This is a genomic window from Methylobacterium soli (genome assembly GCF_008806385.1).
Taxonomy (GTDB): Bacteria; Pseudomonadota; Alphaproteobacteria; order Rhizobiales; family Beijerinckiaceae; genus Methylobacterium; species Methylobacterium soli.
This window is the reverse complement of record NZ_VZZK01000004.1, coordinates 176738-197309: the sequence shown is the minus strand read 5'-3', so window position 1 is coordinate 197309 and position 20572 is coordinate 176738. Positions and strand designations below refer to the sequence as shown.

The following is a 20572-nucleotide window of genomic DNA, read 5'->3' as shown; positions in this document are numbered from 1 at the left end:
CCGTCAGTGCAGAACGTTGCCCAGGGTCATGGCGATGACGCGCGCCTGCAGGGCGTCCAATCGCCGGATCAGCGGCGCGCGCCGACGCTGCCGTTCCGTCTCGGCCTGTGCGGCGAGCCGGTCCTTCTGCTCGCGGGGACCGGGCCAGCAATCGAGGCGCTCGCGCTGGATCTGCAACGCGAACTCGACATCGGCCAAGGCCGCCAAGGTATGTTGAAGCTCACCCGTGAGCGCGTCCTGATCATCACCCCGGGCTGGGAAAGCATGGGTACCGGGCATCGCTGCCTCCCTCGCTGACCGGGGTGACGCTAACACGCGCGGGCGATCCTGCACACCGCTGATCGCCCTTCAGATCGGCGCTCGCGGCCGCGCCTGCTCGGCCCGTGTTGTAACAATGTTACGGGCGTGGCGCATCTGAGACCGCGCGCAGCGCGAAGCCTTGCGATCCGGAAGCCGAGGCTACCTTAGTGTAACGATATAACATCGTTCGGATCGACATGCCCCGCTCGTCTCGTTCCTCGCCACTCGAAGGCCTTGCCCGCGCGGCGCTCGCGCTCGCCGGCCCTGTCCTTCTCGTGACCGGCGCCGCGGCGCAGCAGGCCGTGACCCTGGAGGAGCTCAGCGTCACCTCGCCGAGCCCGATCCTGTCGGTGCAGGCCTCGCCAGCCTCGGCGAGCGCCGGCCCGACGGGCGTTCTCCCGGTGGTGACGAGCACTGTCTCGCCCGTGACGGTGGTGACGCAGGAGCAGATCGCGCGCGACCAGCCTCGCACGCTCGGCGATGCCCTGTTCGACCGGCCCGGCATCTCTGCCTCGACCTACGCGCCGGGGGCCGCCTCCCGGCCGATCATCCGCGGCCTCGACAATGCCCGCGTGCGCATCCAGGAGAACGGCATCTCCGCGGGCGGCGTCTCCGAACTCGGGGAGGATCACGCGGTCCCGGTCAATCCGCTGGTCTCGGACCGGATCGAGGTGATCCGCGGGCCCGCGACGCTCCGCTACGGCTCGGGCGCCATCGGGGGCGTGGTCTCGGCCGAGAACAACCGGGTCCCAAGCTTCATCCCGGACCGGGGCGTCCAGGGACAGGTGACGACGGGGTTCACGAGTGTCGATAACGGCCGGCTCGGCGCCGCTTCGGTCGATGCGGGCGGCGACGGCGTTGCGGTGCACGCGGACGGGTTCACGTCGGCGACCGACAGCTACGCGATCCCGAGCGGCATCCAGCGCAACTCCGCCACCGCGTCGCAGGGCGGCTCCGTCGGCATCTCGGCCATCGGCGACCGTGGTTTCCTCGGTCTCTCCTACAGCCGCTACGACGCCCAGTACCAGATCCCCGGCGGCGAGGCCGCACAGAGCCGCACCCGCCTGACGCCGCATCAGGACCAGCTGCTCGCGCGCGGCGCCTATCGGCCCCTGGAAGGTCCCTTCGAGGTGATCCGCTTCTGGGGCGGCGGCTCGGTATATCGCCACGACGAGATCGGCATCGGGGCGGATGGCATCGACGGGATCCAGGCGATCTTCAAGAACCGCGAGGTCGAGGCCCGGATCGAGGCGCAGCACGTCCCCGTCTTCACGGCGCTCGGCACGCTCACGGGAGCCATCGGGTTCCAGACCGGGCGCCGGGTCCTCAATACCCAGCTCGAGGGCTTCCTGCCGCGGACCGAGTCCCGCGCCGACGCAGCCTACCTGTTCGAGGAACTCGCCGTCGGCAACGGCCTGCGCCTGCAAGCCGCCGGACGCATCGAGGGGGACCGTCTCAACAGCATTGCCACGCAGGTGCCGAGGGACGATCTGCCCGTGCCCGGCGAGGACCCTTTGCGCTATCCCCTGACGCGCCGCTTCGCGCCGAAGAGCCTCAGCCTCGGCGCGCTGCAGGATCTGCCCTACGGCTTCGTGGCCAGCCTGAACGGCTCCTATGTCGAGCGCGCGCCGACCGGCTACGAGCTGTTCTCGCTGGGGCCGCACGACGCCACCGCGACCTTCGAGATCGGTAACCCGTCCTTGCGGCTGGAGCGGGCGCGCACCGCCGAGGTGAGCCTCCGAAGGGCCGAGGGTCCCCTGCGCCTCGACGCGACCGGCTATTACACGCGCTATACCGGCTTCATCTACAAGCGCGAGACCGGCTTGCGCTGCGACGACGACTTCGCCTCCTGCGGCAGCGGGGACGAGTTGCGCCAGATCGTCTACGCGCAGCGGAACGCGACCTTCTACGGGGCCGAGATCGGGGCCCAGCTCGACCTCCTGCCGGTCGGTGACGGCTGGGCGGGCCTCGAGGCGCAGTACGATTTCGTCCGCGCCCAGTTCGACGACGGCAGCTACGTGCCGCGCATCCCGCCCCACCGGCTCGGCGGCGGCCTCTTTGTTCGGGCTGAGGGCTGGTTCGCCCGGGTGAACCTGCTCCACGCCTTCGATCAGGTCGAGGTCGCCCCGCTCGAGACGCCGACGCGCGGCTGGAACGACCTGCGCGCCGAGGTGAGCTACACCAAGCCCCTCGACCCGCTGGTCTACGGCGCCAGCGCGGTGACGCTCGGCCTGCAGGGGCGCAACCTGCTCGACGCCGACATCCGCAACTCGGCCTCGTTCAAGAAGGACGAGATCCTGCTCCCGGGCCGCAACGTCCGGCTCTTCCTCACCGCCCGGTTCTGACGACCCGTCCTCGGGCGCTGTCCTCCGCGGACACCCTTGCCTTCGCGCCAATGGAATGCAGTATTCCAAACATCGCGCGAGCCTCGGGCGCCGCGCGGGCGCCCGGGCCACGGCCCCGACGCGGCAGCCAGGGCGGACGGCGCGGGATGGGCGGTTACTGGATCAATGTCTTCCGCCGTCCCGATGGAGCCCTCGTCGCCCGCGAGGATTTGCGCGATGGGCCGGGCAGGCCCGGGGGCGCCGCCCAGCGCCGGAGCGCGGAAGCTCCGATGCTGTATCAGGGCCAGTGCCGGTTTCTCTACCGCGTCCGGATCAGCCCGCGCGACGCGGACGCGGACGCGGCCCGGTGCGGGCGCGTTTCCGATTCCGGGTTCGTCACCCTGTCCGGCGCCTGCCACCGGTGCGGGCTCGGCGACCTGACCACCTGCGCGAGCGCCTTCCGGGTCGGGATGGGTAGCGAGGTGGCGGATCGGAAGAGGGCCCGGGGTTGAACCGCTGAAGGCCGGGCCCGGACCGCGGGCGGGAACGCGGCGGCCCGATCCGTGCAAGGCCGGGTCGGTTGGGAGCCAGGGCGCTCGCGGCCCGTTGCCTTCAAGAAGCGTTCCCCGAACCTGACCTTCAAAGGGGTTTCGGCCATGCAGATCCGTAAGGAAGCCACCTATGACGGCGTGTGGACGGTCTTCGTCGGCCGAGGCCTCTGCATCAGCGACCTGTCGGCCGAAGAGGCCGAGGCCCTGATCGAGGCGTTCTCGCGCATCGCCGCGCAACCGCGCTGAGCCCCCGCGCCGGCGAGTGCAGCGCGAGGCCGCGGGCCCTTCGCGGATCGGCGCGGTTCCTCAGGCGCCGCGGCGTCGCCGTCCGAGCCGCTCGGCGATCAGGATGCCGCCGAGGACGAGGGCCAGCGCGATGCCGTTGTCCAGGCGAAACGGCTCCCCCACCAGGGCCACGGCCAGGAACGCCCCGAAGATCGGGACCAGGTTGACGAACACGCCGGCCCGGTTCGGACCGATCAGTTCCACCCCGCGCATGAAGAAGAGCTGTGAGATCAGCGAGGGGCCGAGGCCCACGAAGACCACGATCGCCCAACCCTCGCGCGTCGGCCAGATCAGGCGGCCGGTGATTCCCTCGAAGGCCAGGAGCGGCAGGGAGGTCAGGAGCGCGGCGACAGCCAGGGCGGTGAAGAAGGTCAGTCCCGACACCGCCGGCCGCGACCGCAGAGCGACGGTGTAGCCGGCATAGAGCAGGCAGGCGACGAGCATGAACAGGTCGCCGCGGTTGAAGGCCAGCGTGCGCAGCACCTCCGGATCCCCGTGGGTGGCCGCCAGGGCGACCCCGAGCAGCGTGACCAGCACCCCGAACCCCTGGATCAGCCCGACGGGCGTCCGGTAGACCAGAAAGCTCAGCGCCAGCACGATGACCGGGATCGAGCCCTGGAACAGCGCGAGGTTGGTCGCGCTGGTGTAGGAGCCCGCCACGTAGAACAGGGCGTTGAAGGCCGTGTAGCCGCAGCCGCCCATGAGCAGAATGCGGCGCCAGCTCGGCACGAGCAGGCGCCACTCGCGCGCAACCGGTCTCCATCCGAGGGGGATCAGCGCCGCGCAGGCAATGAGCCAGCGCAGGCTCGTGAGGGCGAAGGGCGAGACCTGCCCCACCGCCCATTTGCCCGCCACCGCGTTGCCGGCCCAGATCAGGGCCGTCAGCGTCAGGAGCGCGTAGGCGCTCGTGACCGTTCGCTGGCCGGTCTCGCTGCGGGGCGTCGAGGCGGTGGGAGGCTGTGCCATGAGGCCCCTCTATCGCGTTTTCGCGTTCGGTGGATCCGGCCAACGCGTCGGAAATCGCGATCAGGCGCGGAGAGGGGCCTGCGGGCCGGCGCGTCAGCGCTGCCGGATCGCCGACACGGCCAGGGGTTCGTTGCGCCCCCGGATGGCGTGGAAGTCGAGATCCTCGGCGACGAGATCGTCCGGCAGCGGGCCGATGCAGGCCAGGAGATCGGCCGAGACCAGGATGGTGACGCCGAGGGTCTTGGACAGGGCCTCGAGCCGGGCCGTCGTGTTCACGACGTCGCCGAAATACGCGATCTTGTGCCGCTCGAAGCCGATCTCGGCCGTGACGACCGAGCCGCAATGGAGCGCCGCACGGAATTCCGGCACCTGCCCGAACCGGTCCCGCCAGATGGCGGCGTCCGCCGCGAGGGTCGCGGCGAAATCTAGAACGCAGCGCAGGCAGGCGGCATCCTTCGCGCCGCGCTTCATCGTCCAGGTGACCAGCGCCATGTCGCCGATGTAATCGTCGATCGAACCGCCCGAGCGGCGCACCGGCGCCGCGAGGGCGTTGAAGATCTGCCCGAGATAGGCCTGCGCCGCGAGGTCGCCGTGACGGTCGGCGAACTGCGTCGACCCGGACACGTCGAGGAACAGGAAGATGCGCGTCTCGCTGATCGGGCGATGGTAGCGCCCGATCAGCAGGTTGGTGAACACGCTCGGGCCGATCAGGTCCCGCACGCGGAAGACGAACACGATCACGCCCGAGACGCCGAGCGCGTAGGCAAAGCCCGCCTCCGTCATGAACATCGCCGCGCGGGCGCTGTGCATATGCCCGAAGACGTGGTGCAGCAGCGTGCCGGCGATCGCGTTGCCGAGCACGATCATGGCCGCGTAGGTCGCCAGGGTGGCGATGGCGAAGAGCGGGGTCGCGGCCTGCCGGATGCGGTCGCGCCAGTACGGCAGCAGGAATCCGCGCTCATAGAGCAGGATCGGCGACCCGATGAAGGCGCCCCGGATGGCCGAGCCCGTCAGGGTGCCGGCGTTGAAGACGCCCGCGTAGAGCAGGCCGGCCAGTGCCCCGAGGACGGGCGCGACGAACCAGAACCGGAGGTTGTGCATCGCCGCCTTCATACGCCAAGGGCCGCGCCGTGGCAGCCCTCCTGGGCGCGATCCTGGGGCGATCCGGGCGCGACCCAGGCGGCTTCACCCATGCGGCTTCATCCAGGCGGCTTCACCCAGGCGGCCGCGCGCCCTGGGCTCCGTTCGTCCGGTCGCGGGGCTGCGCCTCGACGACCAGGTTCGGAGGGCCGTCAGAGACGCCGTCGAGCGCGTCCCGCAACCGGTCTCCGGCCGCGGGCTCCGCCGTCGAGGCGTCGATCCGGCGGATCTCGGCCGCGGGCTCCGGCGTATCCGCCGTGCGCCGCTCGGCCGCCACCGCGGCGACCGCCTCCGGGGCGATCAGCCCGAGCCCAGCGGCGTGCTCCGCCATGGCCACGCTGTCGGCCGCCAGCACCAGGCTGCTCCTGGCCGCCGTGACCGAGGCGGCGAGGCGCTCGATCTCCGCGATGCGGGCCGCGTCGTAGGAGACGTTGCGGATGTAGACGGCGACGACGCGGCCCGGATGCGCCGCGACGATCTCGGCATAGACCTCGGGATCGTGCTGCCCGCTATCGCCGATCAGCACGAAGGGCAGATCGGCGTAGAGCCTGAGCATGTGGACGATCAGGTCGCGCTTGTGCTCCTCCGCGCGTCGCGGCAGCGGGTGGCGCCAGGACAGGCCCCACTCGCGCAGGAACATGACCGGGCCCTCCGGGATCGCGTGACGGCGGAAGAACGCCGTCAGCATGTCGTAGATGCCCCAGGGGGCCCGCGACACGTAGAGCATGGGGTTGGACTCGTTCCCGGCGGCGCCCGCATGGAGCGCCCGGTACAGGGCCGCCGCGCCCGGGAAGGCGACCCGGCTCGCGGCATCGGCCACGAACAGGCGCCACAGCATCTTCAGCTTGTTCGCCACGCCCGTGCGCATCACCGTGTCGTCGATGTCGCTGATGACGACGCAGCGGCATCGCGCCGGCGGGATGAACACCTGACCCGTCGCCCGCACCGGCGGGTCGGCCGCCAGGACGAGATCGACGGCGTGCCAGCCCCCGTCCCCCGGCGGGATCGAGTGCGGCCGCAAGTGGATGCGGAAATAGCCGTCCCGGTCCGCCGTCACCTGCAGTTCGGACCCGCCGAAGCGCGCGGTGATGCGGGCGCCCCGGATGGGGCGCCGCGTGATGCGTCGGCGAACGTCGCGCAGAAGCACCGGCAGGCTGCCCTCCGCGCCGGCGCCGTCCGGCCGGGATTGCCGGAAAGCGCGGCCGATGAGGAAGATCTCGGCGTGCGAGCCGTAGCCGCGATAGGGTTCGAGGACGAGACCGTCCTTGCCCTGCGCCCGGCGGACCGGGCGGGCGAGCATGCGCAGGCCGCGGATCGCCGCGCGCCGCCACCGGCCGCGCTTCATCATGGGTGCTTCATCATGGGCGGGCTGTCCGGTGCGCGCCCGCAGGGCACGCAGGTTCGATGCGGCGCGGGCGGAGGGTCATGTCACGATACCAGGGGGCGGCTGAGGCGCGGCTCCCGACGGGTGCCCCCGATCCACGCGTCAACGCGGGTGATCGCAAGGTCGGCGCGCCCGGGCGCTATACGAGGCATCACGGCCGGGGCCCTCCCCGGGACCCCCATGCGAGGCCCCTCTCGATCCCCGGTGCGCCATCGGGAGGCGCGACGCCTCACAGGTCCGCGTCATCCCCGTCCGGCGTCGTGAGCCCGTACTGGACGAGGAGCGCCGCGCGCCGTCCGCGCCCGGCCAGCGCGCGCACCGCGTGGTGGCGGCTCACCTGCGCGAAGGTTTCGGCGGCGCCGCCGGGCTGGTCCGCGACGTCATGGGCGAGACGTGCCATGTCGGCCGCCGAGCGTTCGTCCGCCGCGATCGATTGCTCCACCGTTTCGAGGACGGCCCGCACCATCGGGATCAAGCGCGCGTAACGATCGTCGGTCCTCATCGGCATGCCTCCCTGGCTGGCACGCGCGGCCACGTGCGGAGGGTACTATGCCTGGAAACGTGCCTCTCGGCGATTCGCTCCCGCCGGCGTCCCTGCGCGCGCGGCGAGCTTCACCCAGACGCCGCCATCCGGGCGAAGGGTGATCGACGGCAGCGGGATCACGGGCCGGCTCGCCTGCCAGGTCAGGCTGAAGCGCTGCGCGACGGTTGCCAGAACCAGGCTCGCTTCCATCAGGGCGAAGCGGTTGCCGATGCAGATGCGCGGCCCTCCGCCGAACGGCAGGTAGGCGAAGCGCGGCAGGTCCTTGGCGAGGGAGCCCTCCCATCGCTCCGGACGGAATGCCGCCGGTTCGTCGAAGAAGCGCGCGGAGCGATGCAGGATCCAGGGGCAGATGAAGAGCGTGGTGCCCTTGGGCACCGGATATCCGCCGATCTCGCAATCGACGGTCGCCTCCCGGCCGAGCGCCCAGGCGGGCGGGAAGAGCCGCATCGCCTCGGTGATGACCTGGCCGGTGTAGCGCAGCCGCGGCAGGTCGTCGATCGTCGGCGCGCGGCCGCCGAGAACCGCCTCCACCTCCGCCCCGAGCCGCGCATCGACCTCGGGATGCTGCCCGATCAGGTACCAGCTCCACGTGAGCGCGAGGGCGGTGGTCTCCTGCCCGGCCAGCAGCATCGTCAGGACCTCGTCCCGAAGCTGCCGGTCCGGCATGGGCTGGCCGGTCTCGTCGCGCGCCTGCATCAGGTTCGACAGGAGGTCGCTATGCACCTCCGGATCGGCGCGGCGCTGACGCAGGATCCGGGCGACGATGGCCTCCAGCCGGCGGATCCCGCGGCGATACCGGAGATGCCCCGGCAATGGGACGATGTCGGGGATGACGAAAAGGCGCGTGAAGCGCGCGGCGATCTCCCGCGTGATCGCGTCACCGTCGCGCTTGATGGTCTCGACATCCTCCTCCACGACCGCGCCGAACAGCGACTCGGCCGCGATCCGCAAGGTCAGCACCATCATGTCCGCGTGGACATCGCGGATCTCGCCCGCCTTCCAGGTGTCGAGCATGGCTCCCGTATGCGCGACCATGGTCTCGCCGTAGCGCGTCAGGCGCGGTCCCGTGAAGGCGGGGGCCGCGAGCCGGCGCTGGCGCTGCCAGAGGGCGCCCTCGCTCGTCAGCAGGCCGTTGCCGAAGACCGCGGTGACGTGGCGCCAGAAGAAGCTGTTGCGCACGTAGGAACGGTGCTGCTTGACCAGCACCGACTCGATGTCGTCGGGATCGTTGAGAAGCAGCGCCGGCCATCCGCCGAGGCGCATGCCGACGATGTCGCCATAGCGCTCGGCGCAGTCCGTGTAGAAGGCGAGCGGGTCGCGCGCCAGGCCGAGAAGGTTGCCGAGGATCGGCAAACCCGGAGGCCCCGGGGGGCGGGATCGCGCGGCTGGCGCGCCGCCGCGGGCGTAAGGGGACGACGCGACCTTCGCTGCCATGGCGACCGACGACCTCCGCGCAAAGCATCCGCGGAGGATAGGGATGGGATCGCGGTTTGAATACGAACGCGGACGTACGCATACGAGGTTCCGGCCTCGGCCAAGCCGGCCCCTCGACTGTCGAATCTTCAGGCGCCCCGTGGCGGCGGGTCCGATGCCGGACGCAGCGCGCTGTGCCGATCCGCCCGGATCAGCCGGCTTGCCGACCTGCCCGACCCCGCTGATCCGACTCTGTCGCCAATGGCGGCGGCTCGCCGGCCCCGTGGAGGCGCACGGCGTTCCGGCCCGCGGCCTTCGCGGCGTACAGAGCCGCGTCGGCCTCGGCAAAGGCCTCCGCCGCATTCCGCGCCGGGCCGAGGATCGTCGCCCCGATGGAGGCGCCGACCGCGAGGCGCGCGTCGTTCCAGAGGATCGGCTGGCACAAAGCCGCCGAGGCGCGGGCCAGCATCTGCGCGATCCGGGTCGGCCCGAGGGGCGCCCGGAGCAGCACCGCGAACTCGTCCCCGCCGATCCGGGCAACCAGGACGGCATCGCGGAATACCCGCCGCAACCGCAGCGCCGCCTGGCGCAGGCATTCATCCCCGGCGGCGTGGCCGAGTCGGTCGTTGATCGGCTTGAAATCGTCGAGATCGATCAGCACCAGGGCGGCGACGGAGCCGCGGGTCCGCGCATCGCTCGCCATCGCGCGGCAATGCGCGTCGAACCGGCCGCGATTGGCGAGCCCCGTCAGCGCGTCGTGCTCGGCGCGGTGCCGCAGGCGCGTCCATTCCTCCCGCTCGTCCGTGATGTCCTGCTTGAGGCCGAACAGGCGGACGGGCCGTCCCGCGAGGGAGGCGATGTCGGCGGTGATCCGGATCCAGCGGGTCTGTCCGCGCCACGTCCGGATCTCGCTCTCGAGCACGAAGCCGTGACCGCGCCGGAGGGCGTCGGCCCGCACGAGTTCAAGCTCGCGCCGCGACCGCTCGGTGTAGAGATCAACGATCGTGCGCCGGCTCAAGGGGCCGCCCAGCGGCAGCCCGAAGAGATCGTAGACGCCGTCGGTCCAGGTCAGATGCTCGTCGGCGAGGTCGCATTCCCAGGCCCCGATGCGGGCGAGCTTGGCGGCTTGCGCGTATAATCTGTTGTGAAGCCTGAGGGACTGCCATTCATCGGCTGAACCCGCATCATTCCGCATGGTCTGGTCCAGTAAGTCCGATCTCTCTTGGGAGACGGTCAGCAGAATAGAGGGGATTGCTTAAACCCGGGTTGCGGTCCGGCCCGCGCCCGGTCGATCGGGCCGCCACGATCACGCGAGAGCGGAACCCGGATTCCGCGAGGACGAAATCGGGTCTAGGGTGTGGGGATGGCTGCTGCCGTCGGCCAGCGCGGAGCCGGTCCGCGGCGTGATACGGCGAGGTGCCTGCCGATGGGTGCACATCCGGGTCGATCAGCCGAGGAATGGGGCCGGATCATCGCCGTCGCCTACGCCGCCCAGACGCGGCCGCCGCTGACGCGCCAGCTCATGGAGGACGTCTGCAGCATCGTGGCCGACGCCGTCCGGGAGGCGGAAGCGGCGAATGTCGCGGATGCCGAGTGGTGCGAGCGGGTCAACCTCGTCCTCGACCGGGGCGAGATGTCCCTGCACGCGGCGGTGGGACCGCGGCTGGCCGGGATCGACGACGCGACCGGATCCGCCAGGATGGCGCATCGCTCGGAGGCCGGGCGGCCCCTGCGCGCCTTCGGCGGCCAATAGAGTATCTCGAGCCGCCCGCCCCGAATCGGCCGGGACGGCGCGGAGGGGGCGATGCCAAGCGGGAGGATGCGGCTCGATGGATGATCCGACCAAGACCTCAGACCCCGGACCGCCGGCGCCCGATGCGGGTTCGGACTGGCCAACGATCCGCGATTGGCGGAAGGCGACGCGAACGCGCCTGATCGCGGAGCGCCTCGCCATCGCGGCTCCCGACCGGGAAGCCGCCAGCGAGCGGATCGGCACCGCCCTCGAGGTGGCCCTCGCGGCCCGCCCGAGCCGGCTGATCGGCTTCTACTGGCCCTTCCGGGGCGAGTACGATCCTCGGGGCCTGATGGCGTCGATGCGGGAGCGCGGGGCGCAACTCGCCCTGCCGGTGATCGTCGAGCGGGGGCACCCGCTGGTGTTTCGCGCCTGGTCCCCCGGCAGTCTGATGACGGCGGGCGTCTGGAACATCCCGGTGCCGGAGGCCGGCGAGACGGTCCAGCCCGACCTGCTGATCGTGCCGCTCGTCGGCTTCGACCGCGAGAACTACCGCCTCGGCTACGGCGGCGGATTCTACGACCGGACCATCGCGGCGATGCCCGTGAAACCGCACACGATCGGGGTCGGATTCGCGCTTGGGCGCCTCGCGACGATCCATCCCCAACCCCACGACATCGCGCTGGACGCGGTGATCACCGATTGAGATGCGGAACGGCTTTGACGCGGGCCAGCGCGGTGGGGCATCACAGCTCCCGAAACCCTGGTCTCGGCGCAGAGCCCCCGCTCGACGCGAAGCACATGATCCTCAGCTCGGCCCACCGCATCGGTCTCCTGATCTTCCTGCTGCTGCTGCCGCCGATCACGTACGGCGTCGCGGCCTGGCTGCTGCTGTGAGCAGCCGCGCGGGTCCACTGAAACATCGGTGCATGAGCTGCGAATTTCGCGGGCTCAACGCGCCGGAGCGCCATATTTTGTACCCGAGAGATCGGGTACCGCATTCCCTCGCGTGCCGGAGCGGTTCGCTGCGAGGCTTCGGGCCGCGGAACGGGGGCCAATGGTGAAATCGTTACTCGTCGCAGCTCTGCCTCTCCTGCTCGTCGGCGGCTGCATCAGCACCGATTCCAATCCCATGGCCCTCGGCCGGGGTCCGGCGCCAGGGGTCGCACCCGCGGCCCTGGCCGAGGCCGCGCCGCCCGAACCGAACCTGACCATGCCGGGGCAATTGCTGCCGCAGGCCGGCGCCCCCGCCCGCGTTGCCGGCGTCGATCCCTACGCGGCGCTGGCGCGGGCCGACGCGCTCCAGACCCGGGTCTCCACCAAAGCCGCGCGATACGACGCCCCGCCCGACCAGCCGCCGACGCGCCGGGGCGTGACCGGCTCGGCCCTCGCCGCGGCCGATCCCGAGCAGCCCGTCCCGGCCGCCGGCCTCGGTCACATGATGGCCCTGGGGCCCGCCGGAACCGGCGCATCGACGCGCGTGGCCGTCGCCCAGCCGCGTTCGGCCTCGCCCGTCACGGGTCCGGCCTCGGCCGTCGAGATCCGCGCCGCCAAGGAGCAGCGCGTGCAGGATCAGCGCGACAAGCGCTTCGATGCCGAGGTGCGACGCGTCACCAGATCCGTCTGCGCGGATTGCGGCCCGACGGCCGGGCGCAGGCGCCAGCTTCCCGCCCGGGATCTCGAGGACGCCGCGCCGGACGCGGAATGATCCGCCCGAATCCGGGATCTTGAGGCCGGATCCGGCGTGACGCCTAGCGCCGCGCCGGCGCCACGATCGGGCCGGGCTGGCCGGTCGGGGCCGGCTGGGACATCTGGTTGCGACGGTTCTGCATCCGCTGGGTGTTTGCTCCGGAGGTCTGCTGCTGCGTCGTCGTCGTGCTCCGCGCCTGCCCGGCCAGCGAGTTGTTGATGCTGTTCAGGTTGGAGCTCGGCGCGCCCTGGGCCAGAGCCGGTGCGGCGGAGGACACGGTCAGGATCACGACGGCGGCGAGACTTGGCCCACGCATGGCGGCCCTCCTGATTTGATTCTTCGGCATGAAGCGACGACGCGCCGGAAACGGGCCGGTTCCCGCCGAGGGCTCAGCCTCGCGGGGTAGCCGGCGCGAGACGGGAATCGTGGCGGGGAATAGGCCCGGACCCCCGACAAAAGGTTCCGATTCCGCGGAACCGGAGGTTTCCCGGTCAGTCCAGGCGGCTCGGCGCGCCGGTTCGACGATCCGCGTCGGCGCACCTCGCCATCGGAGCGCGAGGGTTCCTCCTCCCGTCGGTCATCGGAGGCCTCTCGGAATCGGATATTGTGCGGGCAACGCGAGCCCGAGCCGGCAACCGCCGCGAGCACGCCGCGACCGTGACGGATCGTTCGTCACTCAGGCCGCCTTCAACGGATCGTGGCCCCAGTTCATCAGGGAGAGCCGCCAGGGGGAATCAGCGATGGCATCCTTGTCCTTCGGACCGCCCTGCTTCAGGTGCCGGTGCACGTAGCCGACGACTTTGCGCATGTGTCCGTAATCCTCGTCCGACAATTCGGACTTCTTCTTGTTCAGGATCTCGACGATGCGCCGGCCCTCGGCGTGACCGGTCGCCTCGCTGGCGCCGTCCTTCTTCTGACCGACGGATTGGCTCTGCTCCGACTTCAGGTACGTGTCCAAGGCGGACGCCGTCATGTTCACCACGTCCTTGAAGTCCTTGTAGGTTGCCTCGTGATCGGTGTTCGCGTCGTGTGCCATCGAGGTCTCCTCATCCGGGTCAGCCCAGGTGTTTCCTGTGTTCGCGCCGCCGCCCGCCCAGGCCGGGAAAGGACGCGGCGCCCCGTCACGGCCGCATCGTCGAGCGGCAGGACCGTCCCTGCACCACGGTCAGGCCGCCTGGTCGAGCGCGGCGAGCAACGCGCCCCTGTGATAGGGCTTGCGCAGGAAACGCCCCGCATCGGGGATGTCGGATTCCCGCGGGAGGACGCGCCCGGACGTGACGACGAGGCGGATATGCGGCCATCTCTGGTGAACCTCCTCGGCGAGGGCGAGGCCGTTCATCGCGCCCGGCATGTCGATGTCGGTGAACAGAACCCCGAACGCGTCCGGGCTGGCCTGGAGGAGCGTGAGCGCCGCCTCGGCGTCCGGTGCCTCTGCGACCGCGAGGCCGACCTCCTCCAGCATGGCGACCGCGACCATGCGGACGAAGCTCTCGTCCTCGACCACGAGCACACGCAGCAGCGATTCCGGATATTCTGGGCTCATCGGTCGACCAGCTTCGTCCTTGGCGGGGCAGGAAGCACGTCAAGCGTTTGATGCGCGTTTCGTTTCAGCTTGACCGCGAATGCGGTGGAGCGATCTGCCCAGGTTCAAGGACCCCACCGGCTCAAGGCCGATGCCGGTCAGAGCGCCGCCGCGCGCGAGGATCGGGAGCCGTCCCCGAAAGCCTGGGCCCTCAGGCCGCCCGGAGAAGCAGGGCAGCGGCGGCCACGCCCATGACGCCGAAGGTGGCGAGGATGCCGCCGCCGCGACACGCATATTGCCGCGGGGAGTTCTTGGGGGCGAGCATCCCGAACGGATGCAGGATGCGGGCGACCAGCAGGACGATCAGCAGGGTCCGCACCAGCGTCGCCCCACCGCCGCCGGCCTCGAGGAGGGCGACGAGCAGCAGCGCGAAGGGCACGTACTCGCCGAAATTGCCCTGCACGCGGATGCGCTTCTCCAACCCTTCATCGCCGCCGTCGCCGTGCAGCACGTCCGTCGAGAGCCGCCCGGCGACGACCCAGCCGGACAGGCCGAGATAGATCAGCGCGAGCAGGGCGGCGTAGAAGGCAGTCAGGGCTGGGAAGGTCACGTGTCGCTCCACCGATGGTCATAGGCAGCCACCCGCGCGCACCGGAGCGGCGCGATGGCCTTTGCATGCGGGATCCGCCCGGATTGTCGGCGCGGCGGCCGCTCCCTCAGCGGCTGCTACCGGCCTCGCGGCTCGGGTCGTCGGTCGGGTTGATGTAGTTGAGCCCGAACGGACCGGTCCCGTTGACCTGCAACTCGACCGGCTCGTTCGTGGTCCAGAGCGCGTGCGGCATGTCCTGGGGCAGGAAGACGAATCCGCCCGCTCGCAGGAGCTGGCCGGCCGTCTTGTCCAGCGTCTTGCCATGCTGGTGGTAGATCGAGCCGGACAGGATCGTCAGCGTCTCGGCCTGGGCGTGGGTGTGGGGCGCGACGACGGTGTCGGCCGGGAACATCACCCGCAGCACGAACGGACCGGGCTTCGCCGGATCCCCCGCCACCAGGGCGATCCGCGTGCCCCTCGGCAGATTCGGCGGTCCCGGCTGGTAGGCGACGCTGGCACCGTCCGGCATGGTCACGAGGCCCGGCGCGCCGTGACCGGCATCCTGGGCAAGGACCGGCCCCGTGCAGGCGGCGGCCAGGAGGCCGATTGCGACGGTGCGTGCGCTCTGGCGCATGGGGCGATCCTCCGAGAAGGTCAGAATGACCGGAAGGTCCCATGCCTTCGCGGAACGAAAGATCCTGTCGCGCCGTCTCGGCGCGGCCTTGGCGCTGGGCCTTCGGTGAATGCGCAGGCCGACCCGGCCCGCGGAAGCGTCGGCACGCGCATGGGGCACCCAGCGCGACACGTTGACAATGTCATTCACGCGTGAATCGTTCAAGTCTGGAAGGAATGCCGGGCCATGACGTCTTCCGCGCGCGGCGGGCTGAAGCTGGACGACCAGCTCTGCTTCGCCCTCTACGCCGCCACCAACGCGGTGGTGCGTGCCTACCGGCCGCTCCTGGGCGAGCTTGGCCTCACCTACCCGCAATATCTCGTGATGCTGGCGCTCTGGCAGGATGGCGGGATGCCCGTGCACGATCTCGCCCGGCGACTGCAGCTCGGGCCGAGCGCGATCACCCCGCTGGTGGACAAGCTGGAAGCGGCCGGCTTCGTCGCGCGCGGGCGGACCTCCGACCGACGCCTGGTGCTGGTCGCGCTGACGGAGGCTGGCCGCGCGCTGGAGGACAAGGTCTCGGTCGCGCAGCAATCCGTCGTCTGCCGGACCGGGCTCTCCGACCGGGACCTCTCCGCCCTGCGCCAGGACCTGAAGGATCTCACCGACCGCATCGCCGTCTTCGGCGCGATGCCCGAGGACGAGCCCCGCTGAGGGCTCGCCGCGCCGCGACGACGGCAGGCGAACAAGGTCCGCGACAGGACCGTTGAGGAGACGACCATGGGTGGTTCACCCGAGCCACCAAGCTGCCTGAGACTGCCGCGCCGCTGGGCTCGGCCCGATCCGGCAGGCGGCGCACCCACGTGATCGTCGAGGGCCAAGCCCGGCGCGGCGGGAGCCGCGGTCCCGATGCAGGCGGCGTCGTGACGAGAGTGGTGGGCGGTCGCCTGATCGCCCACCGCCTCAATACGTGTCCGCCAGATAGGCGGCGATGGCCTTGGCCTGCGCCTCGTCGATCGAGGCGTGGTAGACCTTGACCATCTTGGTCACCTCGGATTCCCAGAAGGCCTTGCCTTTGCCCGGCGGCTGCATCGCGATGTAGTCGACCGAGTGGCAGACCAGGCAGTTCGCCTGCGCGGCCTGAAAGCCCTCGGCCTGCGTACCGGCCTTTGGCGCTCGCAGCTCCGCGGTCGGCTCCGGCAGGTCGTAGGTCCTGGGTGCCGCGCGGGCGGTCCCGGCGGTCAGCAGGATGGTCGCCGCGACCGCGATGGCATGAATCTTCGTCATCGTCGCCTCCCTCAAGCCGCCTGGACGCGAGTGGTCTCGACGACGTTGCGCAGGTACCCGGCCGGGTTCCAGCGCGGTTCCATCGGCTGCGTCGCCGCGTCGTTGCCGGTCGCCCGCACCCGGATCGCGTGGGGACCCGGAGGCAGGTCGAGGCTCAGAATCCAGGGCCTGAAGGCATAGGGGCCGAGATCCTGGCCGAGCCGCGCCTCGGTCCAAGTCGTCCCGTCATCAAGCGAGACCGCCACCGTCTTGATGCCCGAGCCGCCGTCGAAGGCGATGCCGCGCAAATCCGTTCGCCCGGCCTTCACCCGGGCGCCGTCGGCCAGGTTGGTGAGGAAGGAGCGGATGGTGAAGCGGTTGATCGGGACCGTCCTGTCCGCCGCCTTTCCGGGCTCGGTGCAGGCGCAGTCGTTGTCCGGAATCCGGTAGGCCGATCGCATCCAGAATCCGTCGAAGGGCTTGTCGAGGACGCTGATGCTGTTGAGGTGCTTGACCCAGTAGGTGCCGTAATAGCCCGGCACGACGAGGCGAAGCGGATAGCCGTTGAGCCAGGGCAGATCCTCGCCGTTCATCGCCCAGGCCAGCATCACCGTGCCGTCGCGGGCGTGATCGACGGGCAGCGACTTGGCGAAGTCGGGCGTCTCGGGGATGACGGGTCCGTCGAGACCCTCGAAGGCGATTTCGGTCGCCCCGGCCTTCACGCCGGCCTTGTCGAGCACGGCTCTCAGCGCCACCCCGGTCCAGCGGGCGCAGCCCATGGCGCCGTTGGCGAGCTGGCCGCCGGCCATGCGCGGCTCGAAGAAGCCGCGCGAGTTGCCCGAGCACTGGCTGACGGCGACGATCTCGGTCCGCGGCAGGGCCTTGAGATCCGCCAGCGAGAGCGAGACCGGGCGCTCGACCTGCCCGTGGATCGCCAGGCGGTAGGTCTCGGGATCGATCTCGGTCGGGATGTCGGCGAGATGGTAGCGGACGAAGAAGGCGTCGTTCGGGGTGATCGGCCCAGCGTCGAAGACGGAGAAGGGCGTCTCCAGCTGCGGCGGCCGGGCCGTCAGCTGGAGGAGCGGGCGCTTGCCCGGATAGGCCACCAGCGGGCGCTCGCCATTGCCGAAGGGGAGCGTGACCGTCTCGGCCGCCAGGGCGCGCAGCGGCGCGAGCCCCGCCCCGCCGAGCCCCGCCAAGGCGCTCAAGCCAGCACGCCTGATGAGTTCCCGTCTGTCGAGCATCTGCAGTTCCTCCCTCCCCTGCCGATCTGCCGCAGCATCCCGCGTCAGGCTCTGTGCAGGCGGCTCATGACGGTTCCGACCGGAATGCGCAGCCGCTCGGCCGTCTCCCGATAGGTTAAGCCCTCGACATCCAGGCAGGCCAGGACGGTGCGGCAGGGCGCATCGAGGGCCGCGAAGGCCTGGCGCACGGCGATCGCCTCGATCAGGCGGTCGTCGAAGCCCTCGTCGGGCCAATCCTGCCCGCCCTCCTCCCGGCGCACGCCCGCCCGCCGGATCCGGTCGATCCAGGCATGGCGCACGATCCGGAACAGGTAGGCGCGGGCCGCGCGCGGATCGCAGGGCGCCGCGGGCGTGGAGAGGGCCTGGAGCGCGCTCTGCTGCATCAGGTCGCGCGCGCTCTCGGGCTCCCGCGTGAGCGTGAGCGCGTAGCCGAAGAGGCGCGGCCAGGCCTCGACCAAGTGCTGACCGATCGATCGCATCCGCGGAGGCATCCTCCCCGGGTTCCATAGCACGATCGAACAGACGGGCGCGAAGGAGCGGCCTCGTCGGGCCGCCACCCGTCAGCGGCGTCGGCGCCGGTCGAAGGCCCGGGCGGATACGGAAAAGCCCCGGAATACGGGTCCGGGGCTCGATCGCGCGGTGACTGTCGTTGACGTGTGATGTTGGTAGCGAGGGAGGGATTTGAACCCCCGACACAAGGATTATGATTCCTCTGCTCTAACCAGCTGAGCTACCCCGCCACGCGCCATGACCCTCCGCCGCGTGGGCGGCCGGTCAGACGCCCGGGATATAGGGAAACCGGCCTTCCGGTGTCAACGGTCCGCCGGCCCAGGCTCCCGGGAAATTCCGGTCTCAAAGCCGGGTGCCGAAGATTTCGGCCACCTGCGGGATGTCCTTGTCGCCGCGACCCGAGAGGTTGAGCACCATCAGGTGGTCGGCGGGCTTCGCCGGGGCGATCTCCAGGACCTTGGCCAGCGCATGGGCGGGTTCGAGGGCCGGGATGATCCCTTCGAGCTTCGAGCAGAGCTTGAACGCCTCCAGGGTCTCGCTGTCGGTGGCCGACAAGTAGGTGACGCGCCCGGCCTCGTGCAGCCACGCATGCTCGGGGCCGATGCCCGGATAGTCGAGGCCCGCCGAGATCGAGTGCGCGTCGGCGATCTGGCCGTCCGCGTCCTGCAGCAGGTAGGTGCGGTTGCCGTGCAGCACGCCCGGCTTGCCGCCGGTCAGCGAGGCCGCGTGCAGGCCCGAGGAGACGCCGTGGCCGGCGGCCTCGACCCCGTAGATCTCGACCTCGCGGTCATCGAGGAAGGGGTGGAACAGGCCCATCGCGTTCGAGCCGCCGCCGATGCAGGCGATCAGCGAATCGGGCAGGCGGCCCTCCTGGGCCAGCATCTGCTCGCGGGTCTCGCGGCCGATCACCGACTGGAAGTCGCGCACCATCGCCGGGTAGGGATGGGGCCCGGCCACCGTGCCGATGCAGTAGAACGTGTCGGCGACGTTGGTGACCCAGTCGCGCAACGCCTCGTTCATGGCGTCCTTGAGGGTCTTGGTGCCGGACTCGACCGGGATCACCTCGGCGCCCAGCATCTTCATCCGGAACACGTTCGGCGCCTGCCGGGCGACGTCGACGGCGCCCATATAGACCACGCAGCTCAGGCCGAAGCGCGCGCAGAGGGTCGCGGTGGCGACGCCGTGCTGGCCCGCGCCGGTCTCGGCGATGATCCGCGGCTTGCCCATGCGGCGGGCGAGCAGGATCTGGCCGAGCACGTTGTTCACCTTGTGCGAGCCGGTGTGGTTCAGCTCCTCGCGCTTGAAGTAGAGCTTGGCGCCGTGGCCGGCCGGGGCGCCCGCGCGCAGGTGCTCGGTCAGGCGCTCGGCGTAATAGAGCGGGCTCGGGCGACCGATATAATGGGTCCCGTACGAGGCCATGTCGGCCTGAAAGGACGGGTCGGCCTTGGCGGCCTCGTAGGCGGCCTCAAGGTCGAGGATCAGCGGCATCAGGGTCTCGGCCACGAAGCGACCGCCGAAGATGCCGAAGCGGCCGCGCTCGTCCGGGCCGGTGCGGAAGGAGTTCGGGGTGGGGGCGATGGTCACGCGGTCACGTCCTTCGAGCGAGGGGCGCCGCCCGCCCGGGAGCGCGCCATGGGGCGGAGGGCTCCCAAACGGGCAAAGGCCCCCAACGAGCAAGGTCCCCCGGGCACGGCTTCGCCGATTGGCAGGTCGCGCGTCAGGGGCGCTTTGCCAGTGGCTCTAAACCCGCGGGGGGCGGCACCACAATGCGGCAGACGCGACGTTTTGGGAAATCCGCCCGGCATCTCGTGAATCCGGCGTTCAGGGCGCGGCTCACGCGGTCCCGCGCAGCGCGCCCACGAAGGCGGCGATGCGGGCCGGGTCCTTCTCGCCCGGCCGCACCTCGACGCCGGAGGAGACGTCCACGGCCCTGAGCCCGGTGCGGCGCACGGCCTCCGCTACGGTCTCGGGCGAGAGTCCGCCGGACAGCATGGTGCCGGCGGGCAGGTCGGCGCCGAGGAGCAGGTCCCAGTCGAAGGCGCGCCCATTGCCGCCGGGCAGGTCCGCCCCGGGGGGCGCCTTGGCGTCGAGGAGGAGACGGTCGGCAACACGCGCGTAGGCCGGGACCGCGTCGAGATCGGCGCGGGCCGCGACGCCGAGGGCCTTCATCACCGGCCTGTCCGCGAGCGCCCGGATCGCCGCGACCCGCTCCGGGCTCTCGCGTCCGTGGAGCTGGATCAGGTCCGGGTCGATCGCCGCGACGGCGGCCTCCACGAGGGCGTCGTCCGGATCGACCAGAAGCACGACGCGCTCGGCCCGGCCGCGCGCCAGGGCGGCGAGGTGCCCGGCCCGCGCGAGATCGAGATGGCGCGGGCTCCTGGGGAAATGCACGAGGCCGATCCAGTCCGCGCCGGCCGAGAGCGCGGCCTCGAGGGTGGCCTCGGTGCTGAGACCGCAGATCTTGACGCGGGCGGGAAGGGTTGTCGGAGCCATCATGCC

The 20572-nt window shown here is 70.9% G+C and carries 24 protein-coding genes and 1 tRNA gene; 7 read left to right on the top strand and 18 right to left on the bottom strand.

The genetic code is table 11. From position 1 onward, the window contains the following. Positions 1 to 3: 3 nt before the first annotated feature. A complete protein-coding gene (locus F6X53_RS05840) occupies positions 4 to 279 on the bottom strand; it encodes a hypothetical protein (RefSeq protein ID WP_150998103.1) in 276 nt (91 codons plus the stop codon). Between the two features lie 218 nt (positions 280 to 497). Here F6X53_RS05840 and F6X53_RS05835 point away from each other — a divergent pair, with 218 nt between their 5' ends. The 3 genes from F6X53_RS05835 (at position 498) to F6X53_RS32200 (ending at position 3421) form a co-directional block, all read left to right on the top strand. After that, a complete protein-coding gene (locus F6X53_RS05835; RefSeq protein WP_150998101.1) occupies positions 498 to 2645 on the top strand; it encodes a TonB-dependent receptor in 2148 nt (715 codons plus the stop codon). Positions 2646 to 2791: 146 nt separating this feature from the next. Continuing rightward, positions 2792 to 3136, top strand: a complete 345-nt coding sequence (locus F6X53_RS05830) for a hypothetical protein (RefSeq protein ID WP_150998099.1) — start codon at positions 2792 to 2794, stop codon at positions 3134 to 3136. Positions 3137 to 3280: 144 nt separating this feature from the next. After that, positions 3281 to 3421, top strand: coding sequence for a hypothetical protein (locus F6X53_RS32200; protein ID WP_191970716.1), 141 nt, complete (start codon positions 3281 to 3283; stop codon positions 3419 to 3421). Between the two features lie 60 nt (positions 3422 to 3481). Here F6X53_RS32200 and F6X53_RS05825 read toward each other — a convergent pair whose 3' ends face one another. From F6X53_RS05825 to F6X53_RS05800, 6 genes are all read right to left on the bottom strand, one after another. Continuing rightward, a complete protein-coding gene (locus F6X53_RS05825) occupies positions 3482 to 4426 on the bottom strand; it encodes a DMT family transporter (RefSeq protein WP_150998097.1) in 945 nt (314 codons plus the stop codon). A 93-nt stretch (positions 4427 to 4519) separates the two neighbouring features. Then, positions 4520 to 5527, bottom strand: coding sequence for an adenylate/guanylate cyclase domain-containing protein (locus F6X53_RS05820; protein ID WP_150998095.1), 1008 nt, complete (start codon positions 5525 to 5527; stop codon positions 4520 to 4522). Positions 5528 to 5639: 112 nt separating this feature from the next. Beyond that, the gene (locus F6X53_RS05815) at positions 5640 to 6866 is read right to left on the bottom strand and encodes an App1 family protein phosphatidate phosphatase (RefSeq protein ID WP_425324683.1); all 1227 of its coding nucleotides are present in this window, start codon (positions 6864 to 6866) and stop codon (positions 5640 to 5642) included. A 313-nt stretch (positions 6867 to 7179) separates the two neighbouring features. Further along, complete coding sequence (locus tag F6X53_RS05810) at positions 7180 to 7452, bottom strand: hypothetical protein (RefSeq protein WP_150998091.1); 273 nt, start codon at positions 7450 to 7452, stop codon at positions 7180 to 7182. 45 nt (positions 7453 to 7497) lie between these two features. Beyond that, entirely contained in the window at positions 7498 to 8928 is a 1431-nt protein-coding gene (locus F6X53_RS05805; protein ID WP_150998089.1) for a cytochrome P450, read from the bottom strand. Between the two features lie 190 nt (positions 8929 to 9118). Then, entirely contained in the window at positions 9119 to 10102 is a 984-nt protein-coding gene (locus F6X53_RS05800; protein WP_150998088.1) for a GGDEF domain-containing protein, read from the bottom strand. Positions 10103 to 10333: 231 nt separating this feature from the next. Between F6X53_RS05800 and F6X53_RS05795 the strand changes: the two genes are divergently transcribed. The 3 genes from F6X53_RS05795 (at position 10334) to F6X53_RS05785 (ending at position 12347) form a co-directional block, all read left to right on the top strand. Next, complete coding sequence (locus F6X53_RS05795; protein ID WP_150998086.1) at positions 10334 to 10660, top strand: hypothetical protein; 327 nt, start codon at positions 10334 to 10336, stop codon at positions 10658 to 10660. Between the two features lie 76 nt (positions 10661 to 10736). Next, positions 10737 to 11345, top strand: coding sequence for a 5-formyltetrahydrofolate cyclo-ligase (locus F6X53_RS05790; RefSeq protein WP_150998084.1), 609 nt, complete (start codon positions 10737 to 10739; stop codon positions 11343 to 11345). A 351-nt stretch (positions 11346 to 11696) separates the two neighbouring features. Continuing rightward, the gene (locus tag F6X53_RS05785) at positions 11697 to 12347 is read left to right on the top strand and encodes a hypothetical protein (RefSeq protein ID WP_150998082.1); all 651 of its coding nucleotides are present in this window, start codon (positions 11697 to 11699) and stop codon (positions 12345 to 12347) included. Between the two features lie 43 nt (positions 12348 to 12390). Here the strand turns inward: F6X53_RS05785 and F6X53_RS05780 are convergent, their stop codons facing one another. From F6X53_RS05780 to F6X53_RS05760, 5 genes are all read right to left on the bottom strand, one after another. Then, positions 12391 to 12645 (bottom strand): hypothetical protein, encoded by a 255-nt coding sequence (locus tag F6X53_RS05780; RefSeq protein ID WP_150998080.1) that lies wholly within the window; start codon positions 12643 to 12645, stop codon positions 12391 to 12393. Between the two features lie 360 nt (positions 12646 to 13005). After that, positions 13006 to 13365 (bottom strand): DUF3140 domain-containing protein, encoded by a 360-nt coding sequence (locus F6X53_RS05775; protein WP_150998078.1) that lies wholly within the window; start codon positions 13363 to 13365, stop codon positions 13006 to 13008. Positions 13366 to 13494: 129 nt separating this feature from the next. Next, positions 13495 to 13872, bottom strand: coding sequence for a response regulator (locus F6X53_RS05770; protein WP_150998076.1), 378 nt, complete (start codon positions 13870 to 13872; stop codon positions 13495 to 13497). Between the two features lie 190 nt (positions 13873 to 14062). Next, a complete protein-coding gene (locus F6X53_RS05765; RefSeq protein WP_150998074.1) occupies positions 14063 to 14461 on the bottom strand; it encodes an MAPEG family protein in 399 nt (132 codons plus the stop codon). Positions 14462 to 14567: 106 nt separating this feature from the next. After that, the gene (locus F6X53_RS05760) at positions 14568 to 15074 is read right to left on the bottom strand and encodes a cupin domain-containing protein (RefSeq protein ID WP_150998072.1); all 507 of its coding nucleotides are present in this window, start codon (positions 15072 to 15074) and stop codon (positions 14568 to 14570) included. 225 nt (positions 15075 to 15299) lie between these two features. On the opposite strand from F6X53_RS05760, the gene F6X53_RS05755 reads away from it, so the two are divergent. Then, the gene (locus F6X53_RS05755) at positions 15300 to 15767 is read left to right on the top strand and encodes a MarR family winged helix-turn-helix transcriptional regulator (RefSeq protein WP_150998070.1); all 468 of its coding nucleotides are present in this window, start codon (positions 15300 to 15302) and stop codon (positions 15765 to 15767) included. 249 nt (positions 15768 to 16016) lie between these two features. Here F6X53_RS05755 and sorB read toward each other — a convergent pair whose 3' ends face one another. The 6 genes from sorB to F6X53_RS05725 all read right to left on the bottom strand — a co-directional run bounded on the left by sorB (position 16017) and on the right by F6X53_RS05725 (position 20566). Beyond that, positions 16017 to 16340: a SorB family sulfite dehydrogenase c-type cytochrome subunit gene (sorB, locus tag F6X53_RS05750; RefSeq protein ID WP_150998068.1), complete on the bottom strand. Its 324-nt coding sequence runs from the start codon at positions 16338 to 16340 to the stop codon at positions 16017 to 16019. An 11-nt stretch (positions 16341 to 16351) separates the two neighbouring features. After that, positions 16352 to 17563 carry a SorA family sulfite dehydrogenase catalytic subunit gene (sorA, locus tag F6X53_RS05745; protein WP_150998066.1) on the bottom strand — a complete coding sequence of 404 codons (1212 nt, stop codon included), beginning with the start codon at positions 17561 to 17563 and terminating at the stop codon, positions 16352 to 16354. 44 nt (positions 17564 to 17607) lie between these two features. Continuing rightward, the gene (locus F6X53_RS05740; protein ID WP_150998064.1) at positions 17608 to 18042 is read right to left on the bottom strand and encodes an RNA polymerase sigma factor; all 435 of its coding nucleotides are present in this window, start codon (positions 18040 to 18042) and stop codon (positions 17608 to 17610) included. 184 nt (positions 18043 to 18226) lie between these two features. Then, a tRNA-Met gene (locus F6X53_RS05735) sits at positions 18227 to 18303 on the bottom strand. Between the two features lie 112 nt (positions 18304 to 18415). Continuing rightward, positions 18416 to 19657, bottom strand: coding sequence for a tryptophan synthase subunit beta (gene trpB / locus F6X53_RS05730; protein WP_150998061.1), 1242 nt, complete (start codon positions 19655 to 19657; stop codon positions 18416 to 18418). Positions 19658 to 19906: 249 nt separating this feature from the next. Then, the gene (locus tag F6X53_RS05725; RefSeq protein ID WP_150998253.1) at positions 19907 to 20566 is read right to left on the bottom strand and encodes a phosphoribosylanthranilate isomerase; all 660 of its coding nucleotides are present in this window, start codon (positions 20564 to 20566) and stop codon (positions 19907 to 19909) included. Positions 20567 to 20572 lie beyond the last annotated feature (6 nt).

Bases quoted from the DNA above. Each gene is read 5' to 3' on its own strand.
- F6X53_RS05795 (WP_150998086.1), top strand. From the start codon at position 10,334: ATGGGTGCACATCCGGGTCGATCAGCCGAGGAATGGGGCCGGATCATC.
- F6X53_RS05790 (WP_150998084.1), top strand. From the start codon at position 10,737: ATGGATGATCCGACCAAGACCTCAGACCCCGGACCGCCGGCGCCCGAT.
- F6X53_RS05800 (WP_150998088.1), bottom strand. From the start codon at position 10,102: ATGCGGAATGATGCGGGTTCAGCCGATGAATGGCAGTCCCTCAGGCTT.
- F6X53_RS05810 (WP_150998091.1), bottom strand. From the start codon at position 7,452: ATGAGGACCGACGATCGTTACGCGCGCTTGATCCCGATGGTGCGGGCC.
- F6X53_RS05780 (WP_150998080.1), bottom strand. From the start codon at position 12,645: ATGCGTGGGCCAAGTCTCGCCGCCGTCGTGATCCTGACCGTGTCCTCC.
- F6X53_RS05820 (WP_150998095.1), bottom strand. From the start codon at position 5,527: ATGCACAACCTCCGGTTCTGGTTCGTCGCGCCCGTCCTCGGGGCACTG.
- F6X53_RS05835 (WP_150998101.1), top strand. From the start codon at position 498: ATGCCCCGCTCGTCTCGTTCCTCGCCACTCGAAGGCCTTGCCCGCGCG.
- F6X53_RS05825 (WP_150998097.1), bottom strand. From the start codon at position 4,426: ATGGCACAGCCTCCCACCGCCTCGACGCCCCGCAGCGAGACCGGCCAG.
- sorA (WP_150998066.1), bottom strand. From the start codon at position 17,563: ATGCTCGACAGACGGGAACTCATCAGGCGTGCTGGCTTGAGCGCCTTG.
- F6X53_RS05770 (WP_150998076.1), bottom strand. From the start codon at position 13,872: ATGAGCCCAGAATATCCGGAATCGCTGCTGCGTGTGCTCGTGGTCGAG.
- F6X53_RS05740 (WP_150998064.1), bottom strand. From the start codon at position 18,042: ATGCGATCGATCGGTCAGCACTTGGTCGAGGCCTGGCCGCGCCTCTTC.
- F6X53_RS05805 (WP_150998089.1), bottom strand. From the start codon at position 8,928: ATGGCAGCGAAGGTCGCGTCGTCCCCTTACGCCCGCGGCGGCGCGCCA.
- F6X53_RS05775 (WP_150998078.1), bottom strand. From the start codon at position 13,365: ATGGCACACGACGCGAACACCGATCACGAGGCAACCTACAAGGACTTC.
- sorB (WP_150998068.1), bottom strand. From the start codon at position 16,340: ATGACGAAGATTCATGCCATCGCGGTCGCGGCGACCATCCTGCTGACC.
- F6X53_RS05815 (WP_425324683.1), bottom strand. From the start codon at position 6,866: ATGCTCGCCCGCCCGGTCCGCCGGGCGCAGGGCAAGGACGGTCTCGTC.
- F6X53_RS05830 (WP_150998099.1), top strand. From the start codon at position 2,792: ATGGGCGGTTACTGGATCAATGTCTTCCGCCGTCCCGATGGAGCCCTC.
- F6X53_RS05755 (WP_150998070.1), top strand. From the start codon at position 15,300: ATGACGTCTTCCGCGCGCGGCGGGCTGAAGCTGGACGACCAGCTCTGC.
- F6X53_RS32200 (WP_191970716.1), top strand. From the start codon at position 3,281: ATGCAGATCCGTAAGGAAGCCACCTATGACGGCGTGTGGACGGTCTTC.
- F6X53_RS05760 (WP_150998072.1), bottom strand. From the start codon at position 15,074: ATGCGCCAGAGCGCACGCACCGTCGCAATCGGCCTCCTGGCCGCCGCC.
- F6X53_RS05725 (WP_150998253.1), bottom strand. From the start codon at position 20,566: ATGGCTCCGACAACCCTTCCCGCCCGCGTCAAGATCTGCGGTCTCAGC.
- F6X53_RS05785 (WP_150998082.1), top strand. From the start codon at position 11,697: ATGGTGAAATCGTTACTCGTCGCAGCTCTGCCTCTCCTGCTCGTCGGC.
- F6X53_RS05840 (WP_150998103.1), bottom strand. From the start codon at position 279: ATGCCCGGTACCCATGCTTTCCCAGCCCGGGGTGATGATCAGGACGCG.